Genomic DNA, 25,341 nt, shown 5'->3' on the forward strand with positions numbered 1-25,341 from the left:
GAGATGTCCGGCGTATCCGCGATATCCACGATGTCCGGAGCATCTCAGGAGCCCGCCCCCGCACGGTTCGCGGAGCACGAGGTCAAGGCCCTGCTGCGGGAGTGGGGGGTGGCGGTGCCCCGAGGCGCCACGGCCGCCTCCCCCGCCGAGGTCGCCGCGGCGGCCCGGGGACTGACGCCTCCCCTGGTGCTCAAGGCCCACGGCCCCGGCCTGGTGCACAAGTCGGACGCGGGGGCGGTACGGCTGGGGCTGTCCGGGCCGGCCGAGGCGGCGTCCGCCGCCGACGAGATGCTGGCCGGACTCGTCTCGCGGGGCATCACGCCCGACGGGTTCCTGGTGGAGGAGCAGGCCGCACCGGGGGTCGAGCTGATCGTCGGCGTGGTGCGCGACCCGGGTTTCGGACCCGTCCTGCTCGCCGGGCTCGGTGGCGTGTGGACCGAGGTCATGCGCGACACCGCGCTCTGTCTCTGTCCCGCCTCCGAGGCCGACGCCCGGCGGATGCTCGCCTCACTGCGTGGCGCGCCACTGCTGCACGGCCACCGCGGCCGGCCCGCCGTGGACTCGGAGGCCCTGGTCGGGCTGCTGCTCGCGATCGGCGGGGCCGGAGGAGTGTGGGAACGGCTGGATCTCGGCGAGTTCGAACTCAACCCGGTGATCGCCACCGAGGAGGGCGTGGTCGCGGTGGACGCGCGCTACCTTCCCGGCCCGGCGGAGCCCGCCGGGCCGGAAACCCCGGGACGGCACGGGTCCGGGCAGGACTTCACCGCGCTGTTCGAGCCCAGGGCGGTGGCCGTGGTGGGCGCGTCCGCGAGCAGACCGAACTTCGGGAACATGTTCCTGGAGTTCTACAAGGCCACCGGCGTGCCGCTGGTCGCGGTGCACCCGGAGGCGGACGAGATCAACGGTGTGCCCACGGTGCCGACCCTCGCGGAGGCGGACGCCGACTACGCGCTGGTCGCCGTACCGGCCGACCGCTGCGCGGAGGTGGTACGCCATGCGAAGGGCCTCTCGTTCGTCCAGGTGATGAGCGGCGGGTTCGGCGAGGCCGGGGCCGCCGGGCTGGAGGCCGACCTGGTCAGGGCGGCACGGGAGGCCGGGGCCCGGCTGCTCGGACCGAACTGCATGGGCGTCTACAGCCCGCGCGGCGGGCAGACCTTCATCGGCGGCGAGCCGGGGCCTCCGGGTCAGGTGGCGCTGATCTCGCAGAGCGGCGGCCTGGCCGGAGAGGTGGTCAGGGTGGGCGAGCGGCGCGGGCTGGCGTTCAGCCGGGTGGCCACGGTCGGCAACTCCGCCGACGTGACCCCCGCCGAGTTGCTCGGCTGGCTCGGCGGTGACGAGCACACCTCGGTCGTCGGCATGTACCTGGAGGACCCCCGGGACGGCCGTGCCCTCTTCGAGGCCCTGATGTCCGTGCGCGGACGGCTCCCGGTCGTCCTGCTGGTCGGCGGCCGGAGCGGCCAGGGGCGCAGGGCGGCCGCCTCGCACACCGGCGGCATGGTCGGCGACGGCCGCGTCTGGCGGGCCCTGGCCGACCAGACCGGCGCCGTCCTGGTCGGCAGCCAGGACGACCTGATCGGCGCCCTGTCCTTCTTCCAGTCCCACGCCTCCAGGATCGCTCCCCCCGCCGGGTCCGTCGCGGACACCGCGCGGGGGCCGTGGACGGGCCACGGCGAGGACGGCCTTCCCTCCGTGCTGGTGATCGGCCCGAGCGGCGGGGCCAGCGTGCTGGCGGCGGACGTCCTCGACGCGGCGGGGCTGGTGCTGGCGGCGCTGCCCGACGAGACGCGGGACGTGCTGAAGGCCCTGGGCGCGGGGGCCGCCGGCACCTCTCCGGCCAATCCGCTGGAGGTCCCGGTCGGTCCGCGAGGCCGCCCTGAGCTGGTCAGGGAGGTCATCGGGGCGATCGTGGCGCGCCGGCCGTACCCCGACGTCGTGGCGCACGTGAACGTGCAGAGCTTCTTCACCTTCGGAACCTCCGCCGACCCTCTCTACGCGTACGCGCACAACCTCGCCCGGGCACAGCGGGACCTGCCGGGAACCAGGATCACCCTGGTCACCAGGAACGGCGAGTGCGCGCCGTCCGGAGTCGAGGACGAGGTCCGCGCGATCGCCGCCGGTGCGGGAATCCCCGTCTACCGCTCGATGGAGGCGGCCGCCGTGGCCGTCGCCGCCGCCGCACGTTTCATCCGAGGAGCTTGACATGGGTCTTCTGGACGGCAAGGTCGCGCTGGTCACCGGTGGGGCCAGGGGCATGGGCGAGTCCCATGTACGGCTGTTCCTGCAGGAGGGGGCGCGGGTCGTCTTCGGCGACGTGCTCGACGAGGAGGGCAAGGCGCTCGCGGAGGAGACCGGGGCGCTCTTCGTCCACCAGGACGTGACCAGGCCCGAGGACTGGGAGCGCGCGGTCGGCGCCGCCGTCGATACCTACGGCAAGCTCGACGTCCTGGTCAACAACGCCGGAATCCTGAAATTTCGTCGGATCGAGGACATGGCGCTGGAGGAGTTCGAGCGCGTCCTCGACGTCAACCTCAAGGGCACCTGGCTCGGCGTCAAGTCCGTCATCGAGCCCATGAGGGCCGCCGGCCGGGGCTCGATCGTGAACATCTCCTCGGTCGAGGGTTTCATCGGCGCCGAGGGCATGTCCGCCTACTCCGCCTCCAAGTTCGGCGTACGCGGGGTGACCAAGGCCGCGGCCCGCGAGCTCGCCCAGTTCAAGATCCGGGTGAACTCCGTGCACCCCGGTGCGATCAACACCTCCATGGTGCTGGATCCGGAGATCATCGCCAAGGTGGACGCGGAGGCGTTCATGAAGTCCATGGTCATCAAGCGTTTCGCCAAGCCTGTCGAGGTATCTCATGTGGTGGCCTTCCTCTCCTCCGACCGGGCGAGCTACTGCACCGGTAGCGAGTTCACGGTGGACGGCGGCCTGCTGACCGGCGCGGGCTACTGATCCACCGGCGCCCATCCGGTCACGGTCACGGCGCGTACGGGGGCGAACCCCCCTGCGCATAGTGTGGATGGTGCCGGTCGGACCCGAACATGTGACGGTTCGCCTGCCGAGGCCGGCGTGAGGCGCTGATGAACGCTGATGGATGAGGTGGCACCGGCCACCCCGAAACGGTGGCAGACAGCGGGGCTGCCACCCGAGGTGACCAGTTTCGTAGGACGTCGGCATGAGGTGGCCGAGGTCAGGCGCCTGCTGTCCAAAGCCCGCGTGGTGACCCTCACCGGCCCCGGCGGTGTCGGCAAGACCCGGCTGGCCCTGCGCGTCGCGGCCGACGTCCAGCGGGCCTTTCCCGACGGGGTGTGGCTGGTCGAGCTCGCCGGGCTGAAGGACCCCGAACTGCTCGGCGCGTCGGTGAGCGAGGCCCTGACGATCAGGGACACCTCGCACCGCCCCCCGGTGGAGATGGTCGTCGAGCACCTCGGGGAGAAGCGTGCGCTGCTGATCCTCGACAACTGCGAGCACCTCCTGCGGGACTGCGCCGTGCTGGTGGAGATCCTGGTGTGCTCGGCCCCCGGCCTGCGGATCCTCACCACCAGCCGGCAGGCGCTGGGCATCGCCGCCGAGCAGACGCTGGCCGTGCCGACGCTGCCGCTGCCGCCGCCGGCACCCGACTCCGACCGTCCGAGACTGCCCGCCGAGCCCGCCACGCAGTCCGAGGCGGTACGGCTGTTCGCCGAGCGGGCCTGCGCCGTCCTACCGGATTTCACGGTCACCGAGGCCAACCGGGCCGCCGTGGAGCAGATCTGCCGCAGGCTGGACGGCATCCCGCTCGCGATCGAGCTGGCGGCCGCACGGTTGCGCGCGCTCTCTCCCGAGGACCTGCTGGCCAGGCTGGACGACCGGTTCCGGCTGCTCACCGGAGGTTCGCCCACGACGCTGCCCCGCCAGCAGACGCTGCGCGCGCTGATCGACTGGAGCTACGCCCTCTGCACGGAGAAGGAGCAGCTGCTGTGGGCGCGCGTCTCGGTGTTCGCCGACGGCCTGGACCTCGAGGCGGCCGAGGCGGTCTGCTCGGGGGACGGCATCGATCGCGAGGAGGTGATCGACCTGGTGATCGGGCTGGTGGGCAAGTCCGTCCTGATCAAGGAGGATTCCCCCGCCACCCCCTCGGTGACCCGCTACCGGCTGCTGGAGACGATCCGGCAGTACGGCCGGGAACGGCTCGTGGACCTGGGGCAGGAGACCGCGCTCCGGCGGCTGCACCGCGACCACTACCGGCGGCTGTCCGTGGAGGCGTACGTGCAGCGGTTCGGCCCGTTCCAGGTGGCCTGGTTCGGCAGGTTGAATCTCGAACACGCCAACCTGCGCACCGCGCTGGAGTACTGCTTCACCGACCCCGAGGGGACCCCCGCCGCCCTGGGCATGGCCGCCGACCTGCTCTACCACTGGATCACGAGCCACTATCTCAGCGAGGGACGCCACTGGCTGGACCGGAGCCTGTCGGCCGTCACCGGGCCCGACGAGATCCGGGGCCGCGCGCTGTGGTCCAACAGCTGGCTGGCCATCATCCAGGCCGACGTCACCGCCGCCGCGGCGATGTTGGAGGAGGCCCGGGTGCTGGGGGACCGGCCGGGGCACGAGCCGATCCTGGGCTACGTCGCGCTCTACTCGGGAATGATCGCCATGTCCCGGGGAGACCTCGGAGCCGCGATCGAGCTCTACGAGGAGGCGGCGGCGCGTCACCGCATCGACGACGACCCGGCGGGCCTGGCCCTGACGCTCATCCGGCTCTGCCTCGCCCACTCCTTCCTGGGCGACTGGACGAGTTCCGTCTCCGCGGGCGAGGAGTGCCTCACGCTCTGCGAAGCCCACGGGGAGGGCTGGCACCGGGCTTACGCGATGATGGCGCTCGGCATCGGGGTCTGGTCCCGGGGCGACGCCCGGCGCGCGATCGAGCTGGAGAAGGAGAGCCTGAGGTTCAACCGTTCGCTCGACGACCTGCTGGGCGTCGGCGTCAACCTGGAGGTGCTGGCCTGGATCGCCGCCGCGGAGGGAGACCACCGGCGGGCGGCCGTACTACTGGGGATCCTGGAGACGATCTGGCAGGCGATCGGAGCGCCGATGTCCGGGTTCGGACACCTCATGCACTACCACGACGAGTGCGAGGCCCGTACGCGTGAGACCCTCGGGAAAGCGGCCTTCGACGCCACCGTCAGGCGGGGCGCGAAGCTGCCCTGCGACGAGGCGCTGGCCTTCGCCCTCGACGAGGGCACTCGCTCCGGCAGGCATCCCGACAGGGCCGAGCCGTCGCCGTCCCCGCTGACCCGCAGGGAGACCGAGATCGCCCAGCTCGTCGCCCAGGGGCTGAGCAACAAGGAGATCGCGGCCTCGCTGACGATCGCCCAGCGCACCGCGGAGGGTCACATCGAGCACATCATGACCAAACTGGGCTTCCACTCCCGGGCCCAGATCGCCGTCTGGATCGGCGAGCGCAACCGGGACACGGACGGGAGTCACCCATCCGACACCTGATGGGAGAAGGGGACACCGGAGCCGACGAGTGCGGCGATCTCGTCGGCTCCGGCGGCCGGCGGACGGCGAGTCGGGGAACTCTGCCTCCGCTTTTCGGAGGTGGTACGTGGGTTCGGCTCCCGGCGGGGGCGGGGGTCACCGGCGCGTATGGCGGACCCGCGGTCAGCACTCGGCGGCGGCGTGCGCGGGAAGCTCGAACCAGACGGCCTTGCCGTCGCAGGTACGGTCGCTACCCCAGCAGCAGGAGAGCAGGTCGAGCAGGTGCAGCCCGCGTCCCCGCTCGTCGTCCTCGCAGGCCTGGTACACGCGGATCGGGGAGGGGTCCGTGTCCGCGTCCTCGACCTCGCAGCGCAGCAGGCCGTCCTCGAAGGAGAGGGCGAGCCTGATGGTCCCCCGCGAGTGGTGCAGCGCGTTGGTGACCAGCTCGCTGACGAGCAGCTCGGCGACCGTGCTGTGCTCCTCCCGCAGCCCCCAGTCCGCCAGGCAGGCGCGGGTCATCCGGCGGGCCCGGGGCACGGATGACGACTCGGGAGTGAGGGAGAACGACGTCTCCTGCACGTCCGGCTTCTCAGGGAAGAGTGTCATGGGCGCCACCTCGACCGGGTGCGGCTCGCGCACGCGGCCACCGTCGGCGACCGGCCACGGCTGGGTGACCCGCTGGAGCGGCGTGCTCGCCCCCTGGCCGGCGGAAACGCGAACCGGACTCATGCCGCCTGCCTCATTGGAACGCGGTGAGTGGGCATGTCGTGGACGGGAGTGCTCCGCCCGTCCGGCAGGAGCGCTCCGGTGTCATCGAAGACCACGACGCCGTTGCAGAGCAGACCCCACCCCTGCTCGGGGTGGAAGGCCACGAGGGACGCGGCTTCGTGATCGGGGGCGCTTGCGAGAGGGCATCGCGGCTGGTGCTGACACATGGCTCGTACCTTTGATCCTTCATTGGTTGCAGTTGAGCCTTCGATGTGACGAGCATCTCCCAGCACCGATCACGGCATATCGGGATAAATACCCATATCCATACCCATTTCGCCGATGGTAAAGAGATCGGCCCTCGGCAGGGGGGATGGTCAACAGGACCGATCCGCGCGGAGACAGCGCTCCTGGCTCCGATTGCGGACGCCCCGTAGATCTTTTCGCCAAATGCTCTACTCACGCAAGATCGCGCGAAAGCCCCCTGACGTCGCCTTTTGTCTAGGTATATGACGCCGAGTGACTTTGCGTGCACTTTAGACTGTCGTGACCTGTCCTTGAGGCCGGGTAGCCTCCCTCGTCACGGAAGACAACCGGCCAGTGGTGCCGCCGCACGCGTCTCACCCGTCCCCGGGAGGCTCGCGTGAACGCGCCGTCGCTCAACCCCGTTCCCGGTGGCCAGGTCGCGAGGCGGAGCGACCATGCCCGCACGGCCACCGGGGGTCCCCTGAAACCTCATATGACCTCTGAGATGCAGAAGTTCATCAAGCTGCTGGAGAGCCAGCTCGGATACTCCGAGAAGAGCGGCGGCTACACCAAGTTCGGCGACTGGTACGGCAGGACCGTCGAGTTCGACGCCGACTACACCGCCGCCCCCTGGTGCGACATGTACCTCTCCTGGGCGGCCGCCAAGCTGGGCTACGAGGAGTGGATCGGCCAGTTCGCCTACACCGTCTACCACGCCCGGTGGTTCCGCCAGCAGGACGCCTGGGGCACCACTCCCAAGCCCGGGGCCATCGTCTTCTTCGACTGGAGCGGTTCGAAGAGGATCGACGGCATCGACCACGTGGGGATCGTCACCCGGGTCGAGGGGGACAGGATCCACACGATCGAGGGCAACATCGACGGTGGGATCGCCAAGCGCAAGGAGCGCGACACCGGCAAGGTCGTCGGCTACGGGTATCCGGAGAAGATCAAGGCCCGGCTGGACCGGGAGGCCACCGAGAAGCAGGCGGTTCTCGATCCCGCCGCCGCCACCACCGCGAGCGGGGGCGGGGGCGGGGGCGGGGGCAACCTGGTGGCGATCGATCCAGGACCCGACCTGCTCGCCCTGGTCCCCGCCCCCGTCCCCGCGAGAAAGACCCCGGCGTCCGCGGGCCCCGGCAAGGCCGGACAGGCCCCCGGGCACGCCACCGGGACAGCCGCCGGAAACGGCCGGGAGTCCACCTCGGGGAACCGCGGCAAGACCGCCTCGGGAGATGACGGCAGGACCGTCCCGGGAAACGGCGACGGGGCCGCCGCATCGCGGCAGAGCGGCACCGCGAACACCTCGGACGGTGACCGGGCGGCCGCCGGAACACCCGGTCAGGCCCAGGTGCCGGCCCCCGCCGGCCGTACCTCGCCGGGCAAGCACGCCAAGGCCTCCACCGCCGACACCAGCGCGCTCGCCGTCTCGCCGACCGCCACCGTCCGTGATCTCACCGTGCATCCCCCGGAGCTCGGCACCCCCGCCGTGCTCGCGCCGGTGCTGCTCGCCGCGGCGGCGATCATCGCGCACACCAGGGCCAAGCAGTCGAGGGTACGGCTCGCGCTCGCCGCCGAGCGCACCGCGCCGGCCACCCCGTCCCGCGGGGCTCCGGGCCGCCGCCGCGCCCCCGGCCGGACCGGCACCCCCGCCCGGACCGGCGCCGCCGGCCGTTCCAACGCGCCCTACCGGGGCAGGCGTCGTTTGCACGAGCGTCCCGTGGTGGAGTCGTCCACCTTCATGCAGGACGCCCCGTTACGCGGCCGCCGCCACCGCCGGGCCGACCCCGTGATCACCACCACCATCCCGGCCACCCCGGCCCATTCCGCCCACCCCGCCCGTTCCACCATGCCCGCTCACCGGGCCACCGGCCCGAGAACGGCCACCGTCTCCGCCTCCCTCCCGGTGGCCCGGAGCGGTCGGGGCGGTCGGGGCGGTCGGGGCGATTGGGGCGGTCCCGCCATCCCGGCCGGCTCCCTCACCTCACCCGCCGAACCGGGCGACGTCCTGGTGCACAGCGGCTACCGGGGGCGCCGCCGCAGGACAGGGGTGCCGGCCTAGGGACCCGATGAATCTAGAAATGGTCGGCGGCGAAGGCGGCCAGCGCGGCCACGGCGTCGCGGCTGCGTCGCCAGGGGCGGACGATCATGCGGTCCACGCCGAGCCTCTCCCAGCGCGGGATCTCGGCGGGGCCGCCGAGCTCGTAGGCGTGCGCGGTGACCGAGAAGGGGCGGTCGTCGCGGAGCGCGGCGAGCCTGTCGAGCTGCGAGCGGATCGTCTCCAGGGAGTGCGGCATGCTGATCCAGCCGTCACAGAGCCGGGCGGCCCGCCGCAGGGCCGCGCCCGACTCGCCCCCGGCGAGGATCGGCAGCCGGTCCTGGACCGGTTTGGGCTCGAACGCGACCTCGGGGAAGTCGTAGAAGCGTCCCGCGTGCGCGACGACCGGCTCGGACCAGAGCCGCCGGGTCACCTCGATCGCCTCGTCCAGGCGTGGGCCCCGGGTCGCGAAGTCCACCCCGGCCGCCAGCCACTCCCCCTCGTACCAACCGGCGCCGACCCCGCAGATCGCCCGCCCTCCCGAGACCCTGTCCAGGGTGGCGAAGGCGCGGGCGGAGACGAAGGGATGCCGCAGCGCGTAGAGGTGCACGGCGGTGCCGAGCCGTACCCGCGAGGTCAGCCCGGCCAGCCAGCACAGGTAGGCGGGGGCGTCGAAGAGCGGGGTGACCGGGGAGATACCCGGCCTGTCGGTTCCCGGATAGACGGCCAGCGACAGGTCGGTGGTGAACACCAGGTGCTCGGGCAGCCAGACCGACTCGAACCCCAGCTCGTCGGCGGCGACCGCGACGTCCCGCCACGCGTCCGGATGGATCAGCCCCAGCGGGACCCCGAACCTCACGACGCCTCCCTCGGTGACCGTGCGGGAACCGCGCCCCCGTGTGACCGGCCCCGCTCGTGGCCGGCCGGGACCTCCCGGCTCACGGCCACCTCACCGGTCCGGCGGAACCGAGGATCTCGGCTCTCAGCCGGGACCGGTGCAGGGCGGTGCCGCCGTAGGCGGCGGAGAGGGACCACACCCGGGCGAGCCACAGGTGCAGATCGAGCTCCTCGGTGTAGCCGATCGCGCCGTGCACCTGAAGCGCGGTCCTGGCGGCCAGCTCGGCGGCCTCTCCCGCGGCGGCCTTGGCCGCGGCGACGTCCCGGCCGGCGGTCGGCAACTCCCTGTCCACCGCGAAGGCCGCGGCGTAGACCAGCGGCGCGGCGAACTCGACGGCCACCGCCACGTCGGCGAGCAGGTGCTTGACCGCCTGGAAGGACCCGATCTGGACACCGAACTGCCTGCGGGTCAGCGCGTGGCCGACGCTCGTCTCCAGCAGATGCCTGGCCGCCCCGACCAGCTGGGCGGCGACCGCCACGGTGACCGCGCGGACCGCGGGGGCCACCGGGGCCGTGAGCCGGGTCACACCGCCGGACCCCGCGTCGAAGTCCACCGCGAACAGCCTTCTGGTCCGATCGACCCCCGACTGGGGCGTGAGCCGCGCCCGCCCCGGCCGCACCGCGTACGTGACGCCGTCGCGCTCGACGACCAGCAGGTCCGCCAGGTCCGCGTCGGGAGAGTAGACCTGGTCGCCGATGCGCACGCTCACCCGCAGCGAGCCCGCGGCGAGCTTGCCCAGCCCCGGGTCGCCGGCGAGCAGCATCGGGGCCGCCACCGCGGTCTCGGCCACCGGACCGGGGAGCGCGACCCTGCCCGTCTCCTCGAAGGCGAGCACCGCGTCGAGGAGCCCCAGCCCGAGGCCGTCGTGTTCCTCGGGGACCAGCAGCCCGAACAGTCCGATCTCGGCGAGCCGGGACCAGGCGGGGGTCCGCTCCGTCCGCGCGGCCCGAGCCGGGCAGTGCGCGGCGAGTACCTCCCTGACCGTGGCGGCCAGTGCGAGCTGGTCATCGGTGAAGGCGAAGTTCATCGTGGAAGCCCCAGGACGCGTTCGGCGATGATGTTGCGCTGGATCTCGTTGGTGCCCGCGTAGATCGGTCCGGCCAGGGAGAACAGGAAGCCGTCCAGCCAGCGCCCGCCGTCCTCGGCCTCGGGGGCACCCCCGTCCAGGAGGCCGCGCTCGCCGAGGAGCCGCAGGGCGAGGGTGTGCATGCGCACGTCCAGCTCGGACCAGAAGACCTTGCCCATGCTGGCGGCGGAGCCGATCTCCTCCCCCGCCGCCAGACGGCGGGCGGTGCCGAAGGTGTGCAGGCGGTAGGCCTCGGCGTCCAGCCAGGCGCGGGCGACCTGGTCGGCCAGGGCGGGATCGGTGCCCTCGGTGCCACCCGAGCGGGCCAGCCGGACCAGCCGGTCGGCCGTGGCCGTGAACCGGCCGGGGCTGCGCAGGGTGAGTCCCCGCTCCGAGGAGGTGGTCGCCATCGCGATCCGCCAGCCCTCGCCGGGGGCGCCGAGCACCAGGTCGTCGGGGACCTCGACACCGTCGAAGAACAGTTCGGCGAACCCGTGCTCGCCGTCGAGCTGGGCGATGGGCCGTACGGTGACGTCGGCCAGCGGGAACATGAAGTAGGTCAGGCCCCGGTGCCTGGCCGAGGCGGGGTCGGTCCGGAACAGGCCGAAGCCCCAGCCCGCGTAACAGGCCCGGGAGCTCCAGGTCTTCTGCCCGTACAGCCGCCAGCCGCCCTCCACCCGCTCCGCGCGGGACCGCAGGGCGGCCAGGTCACTGCCCGCCTCGGGCTCGGACCAGGCCTGCGCCCAGACCTCGTCGGCCCTGGCCATCGCGGGCAGGAAGCGCTCCCGCTGCTCCGCCGTGCCGTACGAGAAGATCGTGGGGGCCAGCAGGAAGATGCCGTTCTGGCCGACCCTGCCGGGGGCGCCCGCGGCCCAGTACTCCTCCTCGAAGATCAGCCACTCGACGAGGCTCGCCCCCCGCCCGCCGTACTCGACGGGCCAGGAGACCACCGACAGCCTGTCGGCCGCGAGCAGGCGCTCCCACTCGCGATGTGCCTCGAAGCCCTCCCTCGTGTCCATCGAGGGCAGCGGGACGGCCGGGACATGCCGGGCCAGCCAGTCCCGCACCTCGGCCCGGAATTCCCGCTCCGCGGGAGTGAAGTCCAGATCCACTACACCAACCTAGCGCACGCTTGGGTAAGCGTACAGCGGGCCGTACCGCGAAAGGCCCGGAGCGGTGGTTCCGCTCCGGACCTCGACACACGGGTGGTGCCCCTCGCCCGAAGGGCACCACCCGTGTGCTTGCCCGGCGTCACCTGTCCGAACGCCGCTGCGCGGACGACCGTCCGGCGCATTCGGACGGGTGACGCCGATTCCGCTCGGGCGGGCGCCGCCAGCGCTCCCCCCCAGGAGCGGGCACCCACCCGAGCGGACGTGATCAGCGCTGCTCGGGCGGGCGCTGCCCCATGTTCCGGCGCAGCTGCTCCAGCTCCGCCTCCAGACCTGCGATCCGGGTGTTCGCTCCTGGTCCGCCCGTCCCCTGCTGGGGCTGCGGCGGGCCGTACGGCGACTGCGGGCGGACCGCCCGGGTCTCGGGCCCCGTCGGGAGCGGGTAGGGCGGCCGCTGTTGGTACTGCTGCTGCGGCGCGCCGTACGGCTGCCCCTGCTGGCCGTACTGTGGCTGGCCGCCCTGCAACTGCGCCGGGTAGCCGGGCTGCGCCCCGTACGGAGCGGGCGGGAAGGAGGCCGGCCCCTTGGAGCGGCTCTTGCCCCTGGCGACCGCGACGATCGTGCCGATCACGAACGCGGCGACCAGGCCGCCGCCGCCCCAGAGCAGCCACGGCAGGATCGGGGTGCCGCTCTCGTCCTTGCCCGCGGTGATGGCCTGCTGGGAGTCGCTGATGTACTTGGCGACGTACGGGTGGTTCGGCTGCAGCGCCTGCACCTCGCGGAACTTGGGCAGCGCGTCGGAGTACCTGTTCTGGAAGAACAAGTCGAGCGCCTCGTTGTAGGCCTTCGTCGTCGTCGACTCGGCCGGCTTGATGTTCTTCTCGTTCAGCTTCTCCTTGACGATGCTGACCGGCAGCACGAAGCTCTCACCCTCGGTGGAACCGCCGTCCTGCTGGATCAGGCCGCCGACCAGGATGCCGATGACCTTGCCGTCCTTGCTGAACACCGGACCGCCGGAGTTGCCCGGGTAGGAGGGCGCCTGGGTCTGGATGTACGGCACCCCCTCGGGGGTCTGGCGGCTGGCGTTGTAGGGACCCTCGGTGAACGCCGGGTCGAGCTTGGACTCAAGGTTGAAGATCGAGGTCTGCGTCACGGTGCCGGGGAACCCGCTGATGTAGAGGGTGTCGCCGACGCGCACGTCCGAGTCCTCGCCCAGCGGCACGGTCGGCAGGTTGCTCTGCCCGTTGGCCTTGAGGATCGCGACGTCCTTGCCCGGGTAGACCGTGCCCTTGGCGACCAGCTCGATCGGCACCGTCTTGGTGGTCTTGTCGACGCCGCCGCCCGGCAGGCTCTGCAGCAGCGAGAGCGAGCTCTGGACATTGCGGATCTTGATGTTCTCCGCGTTCCAGATCTGGAAGATCTTCGCCGCGTTCCGGAGGATCTCCTCGTCGGAGGCGATGTCTCCGAGGCTGGCGACCAGGTCCGCGGCATCCTTCTCGTTGATCTTCGTGAGCGCCTGTGCCGCGAAGGTCTGGGCCAGCTCGGTGTCCTCCTGGCCGACGCAGTGCGCCGCGGTCACCATGTAGCCGTCCGGCGTGATCCACCAGCCGGTGCACAGCCCGCCCGCCGTCGCCTCGACGACCCGCTCCTGCCCGCCGGGCGAGAAGTAGCGGCCCGGGTTCTTGGCCATCTGCTGCACGACCCAGCGGTAGATGCTGTTCTCGTCGGAGGAGATCTTGCCGCTCTGTACGGCGTTGATCCCCTGCTGCGTCAGGGTCCTGATCGCCTCCAGGTTCGCCTCGGGCGTCGGCACGGCCACATCCGCCGTGTAGGACACCGAGGTCAGCTGGACGGACGGGTGCGTCCTGGCGGCCAGCCACGTCCCGACGGGGACGTCGACCTCTTTGGGTTTGGCCACCGCTGTACCCGGCAGTGCCAGCGTGCTCGCCAGCACCAGGCCCGCGACGGCGCTGATTCTTCCCCACATCTTCGTACTCTCCCCAAAACTTGCTTCCCGAGGCGAGAGCATGACGGGGACCACTTGGGGAGTACTTGGAAGCGACTGGTAGGCCGCCGAGAGCGCCCGACGACGTGCTGGAACCCTCCCGGCGCTCAACGGGCAGGACGGCCTCGCGCCGGTAAGCGATCAAGGTATGGGCGAGTATATGCCCACAACGGCGAGCGTCGAATCCGTACGCGCCGCGCGGCCCCCGATCGCCCCGGAATCTCACCCGCACGGAGAACGAGGTCAGCCGAGATAGGCGGCACGGACCACGGGATCCTCGCGGATCTCGGCGGGAGCGCCCGAGGCGATGACGTGGCCGAGGTCGAGGACGACGAGACGGTCACAGGTGTCCATCACGAATCCCATGTCATGTTCGACCAGCAGGATCGTCGTCTCCAACGCCCCGATGACCTCCTCGATGCGAGCGGTCTGGTCGGCGTCCAGACCGGACGTGGGCTCGTCGAGCAGCAGGAGCGACGGCGCGTCCGCGAGGGCGCGGGCCAGCTCGACCAGGCGTCGCGACCCGGCGGGAAGTGCCGCCGCGTAGGCGTCGCGCAGCCCGTTCAGCCCGCAGAGCTCCAGCACCTCGTCCACCCGCTCCCCACGTGCCCGCTCCAGGTTCCGGCGTCCCCGCCAGCCGACCAGGTCGGCCGGGAGCCCACCTCCCCCGCCCCGCCACTCCATCGCGGCCAGCACGTTGTCCGCCACGGTCAGCCGGCCGAACACCTGGGTCCGCTGGAAGGTACGGCGCAGTCCGGCACGCGCCCGCCGCACCGCCGGGATCCCCGTGCTCTCGCGGCCCATCACCGAGACGGAACCCGAGGTCGGCCGGCGCAGTCCGGAGATCACGTCGAACAGCGTGGTCTTACCCGCCCCGTTGGGCCCGATCACCCCGCAGACCTGGCCCGCCGGCACCTCGAAGGAGACATCGGTGAGCGCGTGGACGCCCCCGAAGGAGACCGACACGGCCTCGACCCGCAGCGCCACGCTCATCGCCACCCCGTCTCTCATGTCACGACACCCCCAGATAGGCGGCGGTGAGCCTGGCGCCGTCCACCTCGGCCCGGGGGCCGGTCCAGGTGACCCTGCCCAGGCGCATGAACGCGACGGTGTCGGCGAGTTCGAGCACCGAGGTGGCCTTCTCCTCCACCAGGAGCAGCGCGACGCCGCGCTCGCGCAGCTCGGCGAAGACCTCGAAGAGCTGCTCGACGACGAGCGGTGCCAGGCCGAGCGAGGGCTCGTCGGCGATCAGGACCCGAGGCGGCCTGACCAGAGCGGGAGCCAGGGTGAGCAGCTGCTGCTCACCGCCGGAGAGTGCCCCGGCGGCAAGCCCCCGGCGCCTGGCGAGTTGCGGCAGCCGCTCGTAGACGGGACCCGGATCGGCGAGCCAGGTCCGCAGATTCTCGTCCACGGTCAGCCCGGGGAAGACACCGCGCCCCTCGGGTGCGAGCAGCACACCTTCCCGCGCGCGGCGGTGGGCGGGCCAGGAGGTCACGTCGACCCCGTCCAGGACCACCCGCCCCGCCGTCACCCGGAGATCCCCCGCGGCGACCGCGCAGGTGGTGGACTTGCCCGCGCCGTTCGCGCCGAGCAGCGCCACCACCTCTCCCGGCCGTACCGCGAGGTCCACCCCGCGCAGCACCGTGACGTCCCCGTACCCGGCGACCGCACCCTCCAGCCGGAACAGCGCGTCCTCGACGGCGGGTGCCCGCGGCGGTGCGGTGACCGGGCGGTGGCCGGTCCCGTTCATCGCCTTCGGCTCCGGAGCGGGCCCCGCGCTCTCGTCCCCCTCGCGCGGGGGTGTCTCGCGTTGGAGGGCCACGGCGCGGTCACCGCGCGTGCGCCGGCGGTGGCGGGCCTCGCCCAGCTGGGCGAGCACCCCGTCCGGATGCCTGGCCAGGATCATCCCGCCGGCCCCGAAGAGGATCGCCCCGACGTGCGCGGAGACGTGCCACCCGGCCAGCAACTCGGGGAAGATCGCGGCGATCAGCCCGCCGAGCACCGCGCCGCCGATCCTGCGGACGCCCTGCAGGACGACCACGGCCAGCCAGACGAAACCCGAGAAGGCCGGCAGGTCGGTGGCCGTCACCGAGCCCTTGGAGATCGCGAACAGCACTCCGCCCAGCCCCGCGATCCCGGAGGCCAGGGCAAAGAGCATGATCTTGGTACGGGGGGCCGAGATGCCGGAGGTGGTCGCGGCGGCGGGCGCGGAGCGGACCGCCAGGACCGCCCGGCCCGAGGCCGACCGTTCCAGGTTCCGCACCAGGAGCCCGACCAGCCCGATCAGGGCCAGCAACAGCAGGACCCGTACCCGGGGGTCGGTGGTGTCGGCGAACCCCAGTCCGAGGGCGGGCAGCGGCCAGCCGATCGTGCCGTTGCTGAACTCGTCGATCTGGAAGAGCACCTGGTCGGCGAGGAGGGCGAGGGCGAGCGTGGCCAGGGTGAGAATCCGGCCGCCCAGCCGGAGGGCGGGCAGCGCGACGAGCACGCCGACCGCTGTCGCGCCGAGCACCCCCAGCAGGATCGCCACCGGTAGGGGCAGGCCGGAGGAGAACGCCCAGCCGCAGGTGAGCGCGGCCATCGAGGCGAAGGACGCCTGCGCGAGGTTGACCATGCCGCCGATGCCGGTGACGACCACGAACGAGCAGAAGATCAGCGCGAGGACGAGCCCCTGGGCCACCACGCTCACGTAGAAGTCGTCGGCCGGGCGGGTGAGGGTCCAGGCCAGCAGCGCGACCAGGCCGAGCACCCACGGCAGGCGCCGCCGCCACGGCGGCAGGTCGGCCAGGTGGTCGGGCGGCGGCGCGTCCTCGGCGGCGGACCCCGCGATGCGGCCCCTGGACCGGTTGAGCAGGATCAGCCCGACGAACAGCAGGATCACCGGTACCGCCGTGCGCAGTCCGGTGACGTCCTCGGCGAAGTCCGCGTACCCCGCGACCAGGTTCTGCACCACGCCGAGCCCGAGCCCGGCCGCGAACGTCCATGGGATCGACCGGAGCCGGCCGAACACCGCGGCCGTCGCCGAGACGAACAGCATCACGGTGAACGCGGTGGAATCCAGGCCCAGGGTCGAGACCGCCAGCACCCCGGCGAGCCCGGCGAGTGTCGAGCTGAGCGTCCAGGCCATGGCCGAGGAGGCGTCGACGTCGATCCCGCGCAGGGTGGCCAGCCCGCGGCAGTCCACCGAGGCGCGCATTCTCAGGCCGTACGGCGTGTGCCGCATGAAGGCCCACAGCCCCGCGGCGGCCAGCACCGCGAAGGCGAAGGTGATGAGCTGGTCGGAGTCGAGGTGGACGCCGCCGAAGGCGTAGGTGGCCGCCGGGTAGGGGCCCAGGCCGCGTGGCAGCGAGGTCGCGTCGGCACGGGGCAGCCCGAGCGGCTCGGCGACCAGGTCGACGACCAGCAGCCCGAGTGCCGGGAGCGCGATCGTCAGGCCGATGGTCCCGACGATCTGCGCCGTCTCCCCCGCCTGGGCGAGGCCGCGGAACATGACCCTGTGCAGCAGGTATCCGAGCAGCGGTGCGAAGAGCGCCACCGCGACCACCCCGGCCGCCCAGGCGGGCAGCCCGAGGCCCACGTTGAGTTCGAAGTACAGCAGCGCGGCCAGGAACCCGATGGCTCCGTGAGCGAAGTTGAACACGCCCGTCGCCGCGTAGGACAGGGTCAGCCCCGAGGCCATGACCGCGAAGACGGCTCCGGTGACGAGGCCGCTGAGAATGTAACCAACAAGCTCGGACATAAGGGCCATCACCCCGGAATTTCGCGCCTGGTTGCTGACTGCTCACGGGTGTGACCCGTTCGCCTGCGGGACCGGTACGGCCGGCCTTCGCGCGGGCCGGAGCCGCTCCCCGAAGAGGACGACGGTCGGATGGTGGGGTTGACGGGTGAGGGCCGGCGGGGCGGCCGGAGGTGCCCCCGGCTCGCCGCTCACGTGGCCCGCCAGACGCGTGAGCGGCAAGCCCGCGCCCGCTATTTCAGCGGGACGTTGTCGAAGCACTTCATGTTCTTGGCCACCTTGAAGACGCCCCCCTCCAGCTTGACCAGGGCGCCGCAGCCGTTGGGCTCGGTGTGGTCCCTGGGATAGCGGATCCGGCCGAAGCCGGGATTCTCGTAGTCGAAGGAGCCGTTGGCCGCGGCCAGGAACCTCTCCCGGGTCAGCTCCTTGCCGGTCTGCTCCAGGATCTTGAGGAAGATGTCGGCCGCCCAGTAGCCGATGGCCAGATGCTGGGTGAGCTGAGTCCCCGGTGCGGCCTTCTCCACGTCCGCCTTGAGCTGCGCGATCTCCGGGGCCTGCGACTCGAAGGGCTCGAACATGGGGGCCGCGATCACGCCTTCGAGCGCCTGGGCGATCGCCGGGTCCGCCAGGATCGCGGCGTCGTAGCTGGTCGCGTCGGAGATCAGGCCCTGGTAGCCGGCCTTCTTCAGCGCGCCGTACAGGCCGACGTTGAACTTGGTGCCGGCGATGATCGAGACCACCAGGTCCGGCGGCCCGCCGCCGTCGGAGGTCATGATCTTGTTGATGTACGGGAGCCAGTCGGGCGGCGGGGCCGCGGCGGGCAGACCCGAGTTGAGGCCGACCAGTTTGAAGCCCGCGGCCTCGAAGGACTGCGAGATGGTCTTGCCCCCGTACTTGCTGCCGCTGGAGTCACTCGTCTGGATGTAGACGCTCTTGCCCGCCGAGCCGCCGATGAGCTCGGCCATCTGGTTGCCCCACCAGGTCTGCGAGCCCGCGCCCGGCTGCGGTGCCAGGCAGCCGTTGTAGCCGAAGCCCGTCTTCGTGCCGCACCACTGCGGCCCGGTGGCCCAGCCGAACCACGGCACGCCCTGCTGCTCCAGGAAGGTCGCGCCGCCGAAGTTGGGCGCGTGCACGGGGACCAGCGCGAACACCCTGTCCTTCTGGACCAGCTTCTTGGCCGCCGCATCCCCCTTGGCCGCGTCCTGGTTGTCGTCCTCGGCCCCGATGAACTCGATGGTGCGTCCGTGCACGCCGCCGGCCTCGTTCGCGCGCTGGAACCTGGCTCTGGCCCCGATCTCCGCGTCCTTGGTGGAGTAGCCGCTCGCGCTGGTCTTGGTGAGCACGCCACCCACCTTGACCGTCGTGGCGGTCACCCCCGCCGCCCCCTCGGAGCCACCGCCCCCCGCGGCCTTCTGCTCGGCCGCGCAGCCGCCTGCGGCGAGCGCCGCCGCGGCCACCAGGCCGATGAGTCGCACTGCCTGCCGTCTCATAGGTCGCTCCCTGCCGTGCCGTGCCGTGCGGCGCGCGCTTGACGCAATTTGGCCTAGCGCTCGCTTGGTTTCGTCAGCGTAGATTTGGCATCCGGGGGTGTCAATGGAAGATCACCACACCCCCCACACGGGCCACCCGACCACCTGGAAGGCGCGGCGGCACCCCGGCACGGTAGATAACCAAGCAACTGCTTGCTTATAACGCCGCTCCGGGCTAGCGTGCGGAGCACACGGGGCCCTCGGCTCGACGGGAGCGGACATGTTGATGCGTGCGGCCGTACTCACCGGGTTCGGCACGGCGCTGGAGGTACGCGAGGTCGAGATCGCCGACCCGGGACCCGGCGAGGTGCGGGTGCGGATCAAGGCGTCCGGCGTCTGCGGGTCCGACATCAAGGCGCTGGACGGCAAGAGCCCGGTGGTGCGACGGCTCCCCTTCGTACTCGGCCACGAGAGCGCCGGGATCGTGGAGAGCACCGGAGCCGGGGTGACCGGCGTCAGACCCGGTGACCATGTGATCATCGCGATGAACGGCGCCTGCGGGCGCTGCCGCAACTGCGGCGCCGGCCGGTTCCACCTGTGCGGCGGCCCCGCCAGGATGGCGGCCATCATGGGCACGATGCGCGACGGCGGTACCCGGATCACCGTGGACGGCGACGGTGCCAGGACGATGATCGGCATCGGCTCGTTCGCCGAGTACGCCGTGGTCAACGAGGCGATGTGCGTGAAGATCGCAAAAGACGCGCCGTTCGACACCATGTGCCTGCTGGCCTGCGGGGTGATCACCGGCGTCGGCGCGGTGCTGAACGTCGCGCAGGTCACCCCCGGCTCCAGCGTGCTGGTGGTCGGCTGCGGCGGGGTCGGGCTGAACGTCGTCCAGGGCGCCGCGCTGGCCGGAGCCACCACCATCGTCGCCGCGGACGTGGCCGAACAGAAGCTGAAGCTGGCCGAGGAGTTCGGCGCCACCCACACGATCCTCGTCACCGACCTGCCCAAGCAGGTGGGCGAGATCGTCAGGGGCGGCGTGGACTACGCCTTCGACGTGACCGGCGTGGCCGGCGTGCTCGGCGCCGCCCTCGCCTCCACCCAGCCCGGCGGCACGACGGTGATGGTCGGCAGCCCGCCGCAGGGCGAGCCGCTCAGTGTCGAGCCGGGCCTGCTGTTCGCCTCCAGACGCCTGATGGGCACCCAGGGCGGCGACGCCGCCCCGATCAGGGACCTGCCCATGCTCGCCGAGCAGTACCTGCGCGGCCGCCTCGACCTCGACCGCCTGGTCAGCGAGCGCCTCCCGCTGGAGGAGATCAACGAGGCGATCCGGCACGTCCGCGAGGGGGCGGTGGCCCGCAGCGTCATCGTCTTCGACTGACCACCGCCCTCGTGCACGACCTCCCCGGTCGCCGCTTCGGCTCAGCCGCGACCCGCGCCGACGAGTTCCCTGCTCGGCTCCTCGATCTCCTCGTCCTCCTCCTGCCCCTCGATGGAGAGGTTGGGCAGGAGACGGTCCAGCCAGGCGGGGCACCACCAGTTGAACCTGCCGAGCAGGACCATGGTCGCCGGGACCAGCAGGCCCCTGATGATCGTGGCGTCCACCGCGATGGCCACCGCCAGGCCGACACCGAAGATCTTTACCATCGGATCGGGGTAGGCGACGAACGCGACGAAGACCGAGACCATGATCAGAGCGGCGGAAGTGATCACCCGGCCGGTCGACCCCAGCCCCTCGGCCACCGCCCTGCGGTTGTCGCCGTGCCTCAGGTACGCCTGCCGCACGGCGGTGAGCAGGAAGACCTCGTAGTCCATCGACAGGCCGAACAGGATCGCGAACAGCATCAGCGGGATGTAGCTGTCGATCGGCACGGTGAAGAAGAGCGTGCTCAGATAGGAGGCGTCCACGTTGACCGGCGGGTCCATGCCGACCAGGCCACTGCCCAGCCCCAGGGAGAAGACCAGCGAGAGCGCGCCGAACGCGGCCCCGAGCGAGATCAGGTTCATCACCGCGGCCTTGATCGCGACGACCGGCGAACGGAACGCCAGGAGCAGCAGCAGTGCGCTCAGCAGGACCACGACGCCGACGACCAGCGGGGTGCGTGCGGCGATCTTGGAGTTGGCGTCGGCCATGCCCGCGACCTCACCGCCCACGTGTACCTTGGCTCCCTCGATCTCGAGCGCGCGTACCGCCTTGACCACATCCAGCGCCCGAGGGTCACTGGGGGCGTAGTCGGGGATCGCCTGGACCAGGGCCGCCGTGCCGCGCTCGTTGAGAACCGGGTCGCCGACATGGGCCACCCCTTCGACGTCCGCGACGCGGTCCTTCAGGTTCTGCAATATGGCCGGGGCGGGCTTCCGGTCGACGACCGGGGTCTCCAGATCCGCCACCACGATGAGCGGGCCGTTCATGCCGGGTCCGAACCCGGCCTGCAGCAGTTCGTAGGAGCGCCGCGCGTCGGTGCCGCGATCGCCGTAGCCGTTGTCGAGCGTGCCCAGCTTGAGTCCCAGGGCGGGGGCGGCGAGCGCTCCCAGGAGCACGACGCTGAGCGCGAGCACGCTCCAGGGACGCCTGGCCACCCAGTTGCCCAGCGAGGCCCAGCCGGAGGAGCCGTGGCTGCCCCGGCGCCCCATGAACGGCAGGCGGAACGCGTTGACCCGCTGTCCGAGCATCCCGAGCAGCGCGGGGACCAGCGTGACGGCGGTGAGCACCGCGCAGACCACCGAGATGCCGGTGATCCAGCCGAGTGTCTGCAGCATGGGGAAGTCGGCGAGCAGGAGCGCGCTGAGCGCGATGATCACCGTGCCGCCGGCGAACACCACCGCACCGCCGGAGCTGGCGACCACCCGGCGGATCGCCTCGTGGACGGGCACATCGTCGGCCAGCAGCTTGCGGTACCTGCTGAGCAGGAAGAGCGCGTAGTCGATGCCGACGCCGAGGCCGATCATCGTCGCCAGGATCGGCGCCTGCTTGGGCACGTCCACCAGGTGGCCGAGCAGGCCGATCGTGCCGAGCCCGGTCGCGATGCTGACCAGCGCGACGAAGATCGGGATCATCGCGGCGACCAGAGTGCCGAACGCGAACAGCAGGACCAGCAGCGCGCAGATCACTCCAATGATCTCGCTCGTCCCGGTCTTGATCTCCTTGTTCGCCGGGCTCGACGAGCCGGCGGGCACGACCTCCAGGCCCGCCGCCCGCGCGGGCTCGGCCGCCTCGACGAGGAGCTTGGCGGTCTCGGCCGTCTTGGTGGTGTCGTGCCCCTCAAGCTTGACCGCGATGAAACCGATCTCCAGGCTGGGCGCGATCCCGCCCGTCCGGGAGGGAGGGGTCACCTCCACCACGTGCGGGACCTTGCGGATCTGCTCCGCGGCGCGTTCCACCGCGCTCTTCCTCGGCTCGGCGATGAGGGAGCCGTCGGGAGAGTAAAGGACGAGCTGGACCGAACCACCCATCTCGTAACCGGGGCCGAAGCCGTCCTTCAGCAGGTCTATCGCCCGCTGGGCGTCGGTGCCGGGGAGGCTGGTGTCGTTGGTGGCCGGTCCGGGGAACAGCACCGAGCCCGCCATCAGCAGTGCCGCGGCGACGACCCACAGCGCCAGCACCGCCTTGCCGCGCCGCGCGCACCAACTCCCCAGCCGCCCCAGCAAACCAGACATTCGGTGACCGCCCTATTAAAGTCTGAAATGTGCCTGAAACGCCGTACTGTACGGCCGTACAGAACCTACGATACGAGAGTAGGCGCGCAAACTGGGAAATACTCCCAATAGCGTGGGATTGAGACGATGACCACACTTGAACATGGACACGACACGCGCGGCCGGATCCTCGACGCCGCTCGCCGGTTGTTCGCCGAGCGCGGCTATGCGGCGACCTCGCTGGCCGACATCGCCGCGGCCGTCGGCCTGACGAAGACCGCCGTCGCCTACCACTTCCATCCCAAGGACCGGCTGGCCGCCGAGCTGCTCGCACCCGCCGCCGAGGACATCATGGTCCTGATCGAGAGCGACTTCGACGACGACCACGCCTTCGTCGAGGCCCTGGTGACCTTCGTGGTCAGGTATCGGGCGATCATCCGGCTGATCATGGAGGACATCGGCGGCGCCGACGACGCGCCACCCGGCTCCCCCGGCGAGATCATCCGCGCCTTCCGTGACGAGATCTACCACCGGCTGGCCGGACCCGACCCCGATCCCGACCGCCGGGTCTGGGCCTGGGCCCTGCTGGGGTCGCTTCAGTACGGGGTGGTCAAGACGATCGACCTCCCCCAGGAGGACGTCAGGAAGGCCCTGCTGGCCACCACCCTGGCCGCCATCTGACCGCTACCCCGCCGCCCCGCGAACACCACACCCGAGTTCCCCGCTCCCCCGCGGGCGCCCATCGCCCCGGCCCGCCGCCGTACCGGGATGCCGTCATCCCGACGGAGCCGCCTCCCCGGGCACCGGATCCGGCGGGTCGGGCGGATCGGGAGGCGCGGTGGTCTCCCCCGGGCCGTGGCTCGGTCCCGGACCAGGCCCCGGACCAGGCCCGCTCTGGCCCGCCACACCGACCGTGATCACGACCGTCGCGCCCGGCCGGGCACAGGTGCCCGGCGCCACGCTCTGCGCCAGCACCACACCGTCCTGTGCGTCGTCGGTGACCAGCCGCGCCCGGGTCCGTACCGCGAAACCCGCCCCGCCGAGCGTGTTCGAGGCATCGGCCGCGCTCTGGCCGGTGATCGACGGCACCGGAACGCCGTACCTGGAGATGACGAGCGCCACCGCACTGCCCGGCGAGACGTGCTTGCCCGCGCCGGGGGTGCTCGCCAGCACCCGCCCGGCCGGCTGGTCCGAGCAGCGCGTACTCACCCCTCCGGCGACCAGCCCGGCCTGGGTAAGCGCCGCCTGGGCGGCACTCCTGGCGAGGCCGACCAGCGTGGGCACCTGGATCCCCGCGGAGACCTCCAGGTTGACCTTGCCCTTCCTCGGCAGTGTGGTCCCCGCCACCGGGTTGCTCGCGAGCACCTCCCCGACCGGCCGGTTGGAGTTGACCGCCTGGACGGTCCCGGCGACCAGCCCGGCCTGTTTGATCAGGCGCGCCGCCCCGGAACGGTCCAGCCCGACGAGGGCCGGCACGACCGTCATGACCTCGGGCGGTGGCAGCGGGGAGGATCTGACACCCTCCGCGCGCGGCGGCTTGGCCGGATTCGTCGGGAGCGGCCTGACCGGCGGGCTCGTCCTGCTCGGCTGCGGCGCCGTCTCGACCTGGGGACTGCTCTCCACCACCGGCACCGCCGGCGGTACCGCCGCGCCTTTCGGGGTGACACCGCTCAGTGCCGGGACCAGCACCCCCACCAGCACCGCGGCGCTCACCAGCAGCGCCCCGGAGACCGCCATCGACGCCCTGGTGGCCGCCCGCCCCGGGTGAGTGCGGGGCTCGTCGAAGTCCTCGCCTTCGGTGAAGTGCCCGCGCCCACCGGGCATCGCCCGCCAGGCGGACCCGGAGGTGCGCGACCTCCCCGCGAGGCCCGACGCATCGGAGGAACCGGGCGTATCCGAGGAATCAGCGGGACCGGACACGCCGGACGGGTCTGAGACGTCAGGCTCGCCGGAGCCGGCCCGCAGGGCGAGACCGCCGGGCACCGGAGGGGTCCGGGAGTCGAGCACCGACCTGTGCCCGTCGTTGCCGAGCAGCGCGAGCAACAGCTCCCGGCTGCTGGGACGGTTACCGGGATTCTTGTCCAGGCAGTCGACCACCAGCGCGCCGAGCAGCCCGTCGAGGCGCCCCAGCTGCGGGGCCGCGGTGAGGATCCGGTTCAGGACCGCCGCGATCGAGTCCTGGCCGAAGGGCGCCTGGGCGTTGGCCGCGAAACATATCGTGGCGCCCCAGGCGAAGACGTCGGCCGCCGGGTTGATCTCGGCGCCCTCCACCTGCTCGGGCGCCATGTAGGCCGGAGTGCCCGCACCGCGCCCGCTCTGGGTGGCCGCCGCGTCCAGCGCCCTGGCCAGCCCGAAGTCGATGACCCTCGGCCCGTCCGGACCGAGCAGCACGTTCTGCGGCTTGAAGTCGCGGTGCACGATCCCGGCCCGGTGGATGGCCGCGAGCGCGGTGGCCGTGCCGATGGCCAGACGCTCCAGCCGGCCTCCCTCGCGGGGCCCGCTGACCGCGACCTCGCGGTGGAGCGACGGGCCGTCGACGTACTCGCTGACGATGTAGGGCCGGTCGCCGTCCAGCCCGGCGCCGATCACCTGGGCCGTGCAGAACCGGGCCACCTGCTTCGCCAGCTCGACCTCGCGCAGGAAGATCTCAGGGTTCTCCCCCACCGAGCCGTGCAGAAGCTTGACCGCGTAGGGCTCTGATCCGGTGTCGGGGCGCACCCCGACATAGACCACTCCCTGGCCTCCCTCTCCGAGCCGCCCGATGATCTCGTACTCACCGAGCGCCGCCGGATCCCCCGTTCTGAGCGGCTGCGCATACGGCACGCGAGCCTCCCCTCGCCGCCACCCTTCTCACTCAAGAAGAAGCATCGCCGACAGTCAACGGGCAGACAGGTCTTCTCTCCCTCACCGTGATATTCATGTGATGCTCAGGTCAGGGCAAGTCCCAACACACCTCCCGAATCGCCAACGCC

At 71.8% G+C, this 25,341-nt stretch carries 17 protein-coding genes; 6 read left to right on the top strand and 11 right to left on the bottom strand.

All coding sequences use genetic code 11. The annotated features are described in order from the left end of the window. The first annotated feature begins 30 nt into the window (after positions 1 to 30). The 3 genes from ACWD3H_RS03820 (at position 31) to ACWD3H_RS03830 (ending at position 5,479) form a co-directional block, all read left to right on the top strand. Positions 31 to 2,199 (top strand): acetate--CoA ligase family protein, encoded by a 2,169-nt coding sequence (locus ACWD3H_RS03820; protein WP_451953918.1) that lies wholly within the window; start codon positions 31 to 33, stop codon positions 2,197 to 2,199. A 1-nt stretch (position 2,200) separates the two neighbouring features. After that, positions 2,201 to 2,950, top strand: a complete 750-nt coding sequence (locus ACWD3H_RS03825) for a glucose 1-dehydrogenase (protein WP_343966456.1) — start codon at positions 2,201 to 2,203, stop codon at positions 2,948 to 2,950. Positions 2,951 to 3,088: 138 nt separating this feature from the next. After that, positions 3,089 to 5,479 (top strand): ATP-binding protein, encoded by a 2,391-nt coding sequence (locus ACWD3H_RS03830; protein WP_451953919.1) that lies wholly within the window; start codon positions 3,089 to 3,091, stop codon positions 5,477 to 5,479. A 162-nt stretch (positions 5,480 to 5,641) separates the two neighbouring features. Here ACWD3H_RS03830 and ACWD3H_RS03835 read toward each other — a convergent pair whose 3' ends face one another. Further along, entirely contained in the window at positions 5,642 to 6,187 is a 546-nt protein-coding gene (locus tag ACWD3H_RS03835) for an ATP-binding protein (protein WP_355557563.1), read from the bottom strand. Then, positions 6,184 to 6,393 carry a DUF5999 family protein gene (locus tag ACWD3H_RS03840; protein WP_350912810.1) on the bottom strand — a complete coding sequence of 70 codons (210 nt, stop codon included), beginning with the start codon at positions 6,391 to 6,393 and terminating at the stop codon, positions 6,184 to 6,186. The genes ACWD3H_RS03835 and ACWD3H_RS03840 overlap by 4 nt, the downstream gene beginning before the upstream one ends. Before the next feature lie 524 nt (positions 6,394 to 6,917). Here ACWD3H_RS03840 and ACWD3H_RS03845 point away from each other — a divergent pair. Then, positions 6,918 to 8,471 (top strand): CHAP domain-containing protein, encoded by a 1,554-nt coding sequence (locus ACWD3H_RS03845; protein ID WP_451953920.1) that lies wholly within the window; start codon positions 6,918 to 6,920, stop codon positions 8,469 to 8,471. A gap of 13 nt (positions 8,472 to 8,484) precedes the next feature. Here ACWD3H_RS03845 and ACWD3H_RS03850 read toward each other — a convergent pair whose 3' ends face one another. The 7 genes from ACWD3H_RS03850 to ACWD3H_RS03880 form a co-directional block, all read right to left on the bottom strand. Continuing rightward, positions 8,485 to 9,306 carry a TIGR03619 family F420-dependent LLM class oxidoreductase gene (locus ACWD3H_RS03850; protein ID WP_451953921.1) on the bottom strand — a complete coding sequence of 274 codons (822 nt, stop codon included), beginning with the start codon at positions 9,304 to 9,306 and terminating at the stop codon, positions 8,485 to 8,487. A gap of 79 nt (positions 9,307 to 9,385) precedes the next feature. Beyond that, a complete protein-coding gene (locus ACWD3H_RS03855; protein WP_451953922.1) occupies positions 9,386 to 10,372 on the bottom strand; it encodes an acyl-CoA dehydrogenase family protein in 987 nt (328 codons plus the stop codon). Next, the gene (locus tag ACWD3H_RS03860; protein WP_451953923.1) at positions 10,369 to 11,523 is read right to left on the bottom strand and encodes an acyl-CoA dehydrogenase family protein; all 1,155 of its coding nucleotides are present in this window, start codon (positions 11,521 to 11,523) and stop codon (positions 10,369 to 10,371) included. The genes ACWD3H_RS03855 and ACWD3H_RS03860 overlap by 4 nt, the downstream gene beginning before the upstream one ends. 265 nt (positions 11,524 to 11,788) lie before the next feature. Continuing rightward, entirely contained in the window at positions 11,789 to 13,507 is a 1,719-nt protein-coding gene (locus ACWD3H_RS03865) for a trypsin-like peptidase domain-containing protein (protein ID WP_451953924.1), read from the bottom strand. A gap of 261 nt (positions 13,508 to 13,768) precedes the next feature. Then, the gene (locus ACWD3H_RS03870) at positions 13,769 to 14,536 is read right to left on the bottom strand and encodes an ABC transporter ATP-binding protein (RefSeq protein ID WP_451953925.1); all 768 of its coding nucleotides are present in this window, start codon (positions 14,534 to 14,536) and stop codon (positions 13,769 to 13,771) included. Between the two features lies 1 nt (position 14,537). Next, positions 14,538 to 17,264 (bottom strand): ABC transporter permease subunit, encoded by a 2,727-nt coding sequence (locus ACWD3H_RS03875; protein WP_451953926.1) that lies wholly within the window; start codon positions 17,262 to 17,264, stop codon positions 14,538 to 14,540. A 230-nt stretch (positions 17,265 to 17,494) separates the two neighbouring features. Beyond that, entirely contained in the window at positions 17,495 to 18,751 is a 1,257-nt protein-coding gene (locus ACWD3H_RS03880) for an ABC transporter substrate-binding protein (RefSeq protein WP_451953927.1), read from the bottom strand. Between the two features lie 259 nt (positions 18,752 to 19,010). Between ACWD3H_RS03880 and ACWD3H_RS03885 the strand changes: the two genes are divergently transcribed. After that, on the top strand, positions 19,011 to 20,114 hold the full coding sequence (locus ACWD3H_RS03885) for an alcohol dehydrogenase catalytic domain-containing protein (protein ID WP_350912792.1): 1,104 nt from the start codon (positions 19,011 to 19,013) through the stop codon (positions 20,112 to 20,114). A 41-nt stretch (positions 20,115 to 20,155) separates the two neighbouring features. Here the strand turns inward: ACWD3H_RS03885 and ACWD3H_RS03890 are convergent, their stop codons facing one another. Next, positions 20,156 to 22,390, bottom strand: coding sequence for an MMPL family transporter (locus ACWD3H_RS03890; RefSeq protein ID WP_451953928.1), 2,235 nt, complete (start codon positions 22,388 to 22,390; stop codon positions 20,156 to 20,158). Positions 22,391 to 22,516: 126 nt separating this feature from the next. Here ACWD3H_RS03890 and ACWD3H_RS03895 point away from each other — a divergent pair, with 126 nt between their 5' ends. After that, complete coding sequence (locus ACWD3H_RS03895; protein ID WP_451953929.1) at positions 22,517 to 23,050, top strand: TetR/AcrR family transcriptional regulator; 534 nt, start codon at positions 22,517 to 22,519, stop codon at positions 23,048 to 23,050. A gap of 93 nt (positions 23,051 to 23,143) precedes the next feature. Here the strand turns inward: ACWD3H_RS03895 and ACWD3H_RS03900 are convergent, their stop codons facing one another. Further along, a complete protein-coding gene (locus ACWD3H_RS03900) occupies positions 23,144 to 25,192 on the bottom strand; it encodes a protein kinase domain-containing protein (RefSeq protein ID WP_451953930.1) in 2,049 nt (682 codons plus the stop codon). Between the last annotated feature and the right edge of the window lie 149 nt (positions 25,193 to 25,341).

The sequence above is a fragment of the Streptosporangium sp. NPDC002607 genome, assembly GCF_053592655.1.

Coding starts and splice junctions, on each gene's coding strand:
- ACWD3H_RS03870 (WP_451953925.1), bottom strand. CDS start 14,536: ATGAGAGACGGGGTGGCGATGAGCGTGGCGCTGCGGGTCGAGGCCGTG.
- ACWD3H_RS03880 (WP_451953927.1), bottom strand. CDS start 18,751: ATGAGACGGCAGGCAGTGCGACTCATCGGCCTGGTGGCCGCGGCGGCG.
- ACWD3H_RS03865 (WP_451953924.1), bottom strand. CDS start 13,507: ATGTGGGGAAGAATCAGCGCCGTCGCGGGCCTGGTGCTGGCGAGCACG.
- ACWD3H_RS03840 (WP_350912810.1), bottom strand. CDS start 6,393: ATGTGTCAGCACCAGCCGCGATGCCCTCTCGCAAGCGCCCCCGATCAC.
- ACWD3H_RS03845 (WP_451953920.1), top strand. CDS start 6,918: ATGCAGAAGTTCATCAAGCTGCTGGAGAGCCAGCTCGGATACTCCGAG.
- ACWD3H_RS03855 (WP_451953922.1), bottom strand. CDS start 10,372: ATGAACTTCGCCTTCACCGATGACCAGCTCGCACTGGCCGCCACGGTC.
- ACWD3H_RS03895 (WP_451953929.1), top strand. CDS start 22,517: ATGACCACACTTGAACATGGACACGACACGCGCGGCCGGATCCTCGAC.
- ACWD3H_RS03830 (WP_451953919.1), top strand. CDS start 3,089: ATGGATGAGGTGGCACCGGCCACCCCGAAACGGTGGCAGACAGCGGGG.
- ACWD3H_RS03820 (WP_451953918.1), top strand. CDS start 31: ATGTCCGGAGCATCTCAGGAGCCCGCCCCCGCACGGTTCGCGGAGCAC.
- ACWD3H_RS03825 (WP_343966456.1), top strand. CDS start 2,201: ATGGGTCTTCTGGACGGCAAGGTCGCGCTGGTCACCGGTGGGGCCAGG.
- ACWD3H_RS03885 (WP_350912792.1), top strand. CDS start 19,011: ATGTTGATGCGTGCGGCCGTACTCACCGGGTTCGGCACGGCGCTGGAG.
- ACWD3H_RS03890 (WP_451953928.1), bottom strand. CDS start 22,390: ATGTCTGGTTTGCTGGGGCGGCTGGGGAGTTGGTGCGCGCGGCGCGGC.
- ACWD3H_RS03835 (WP_355557563.1), bottom strand. CDS start 6,187: ATGAGTCCGGTTCGCGTTTCCGCCGGCCAGGGGGCGAGCACGCCGCTC.
- ACWD3H_RS03875 (WP_451953926.1), bottom strand. CDS start 17,264: ATGTCCGAGCTTGTTGGTTACATTCTCAGCGGCCTCGTCACCGGAGCC.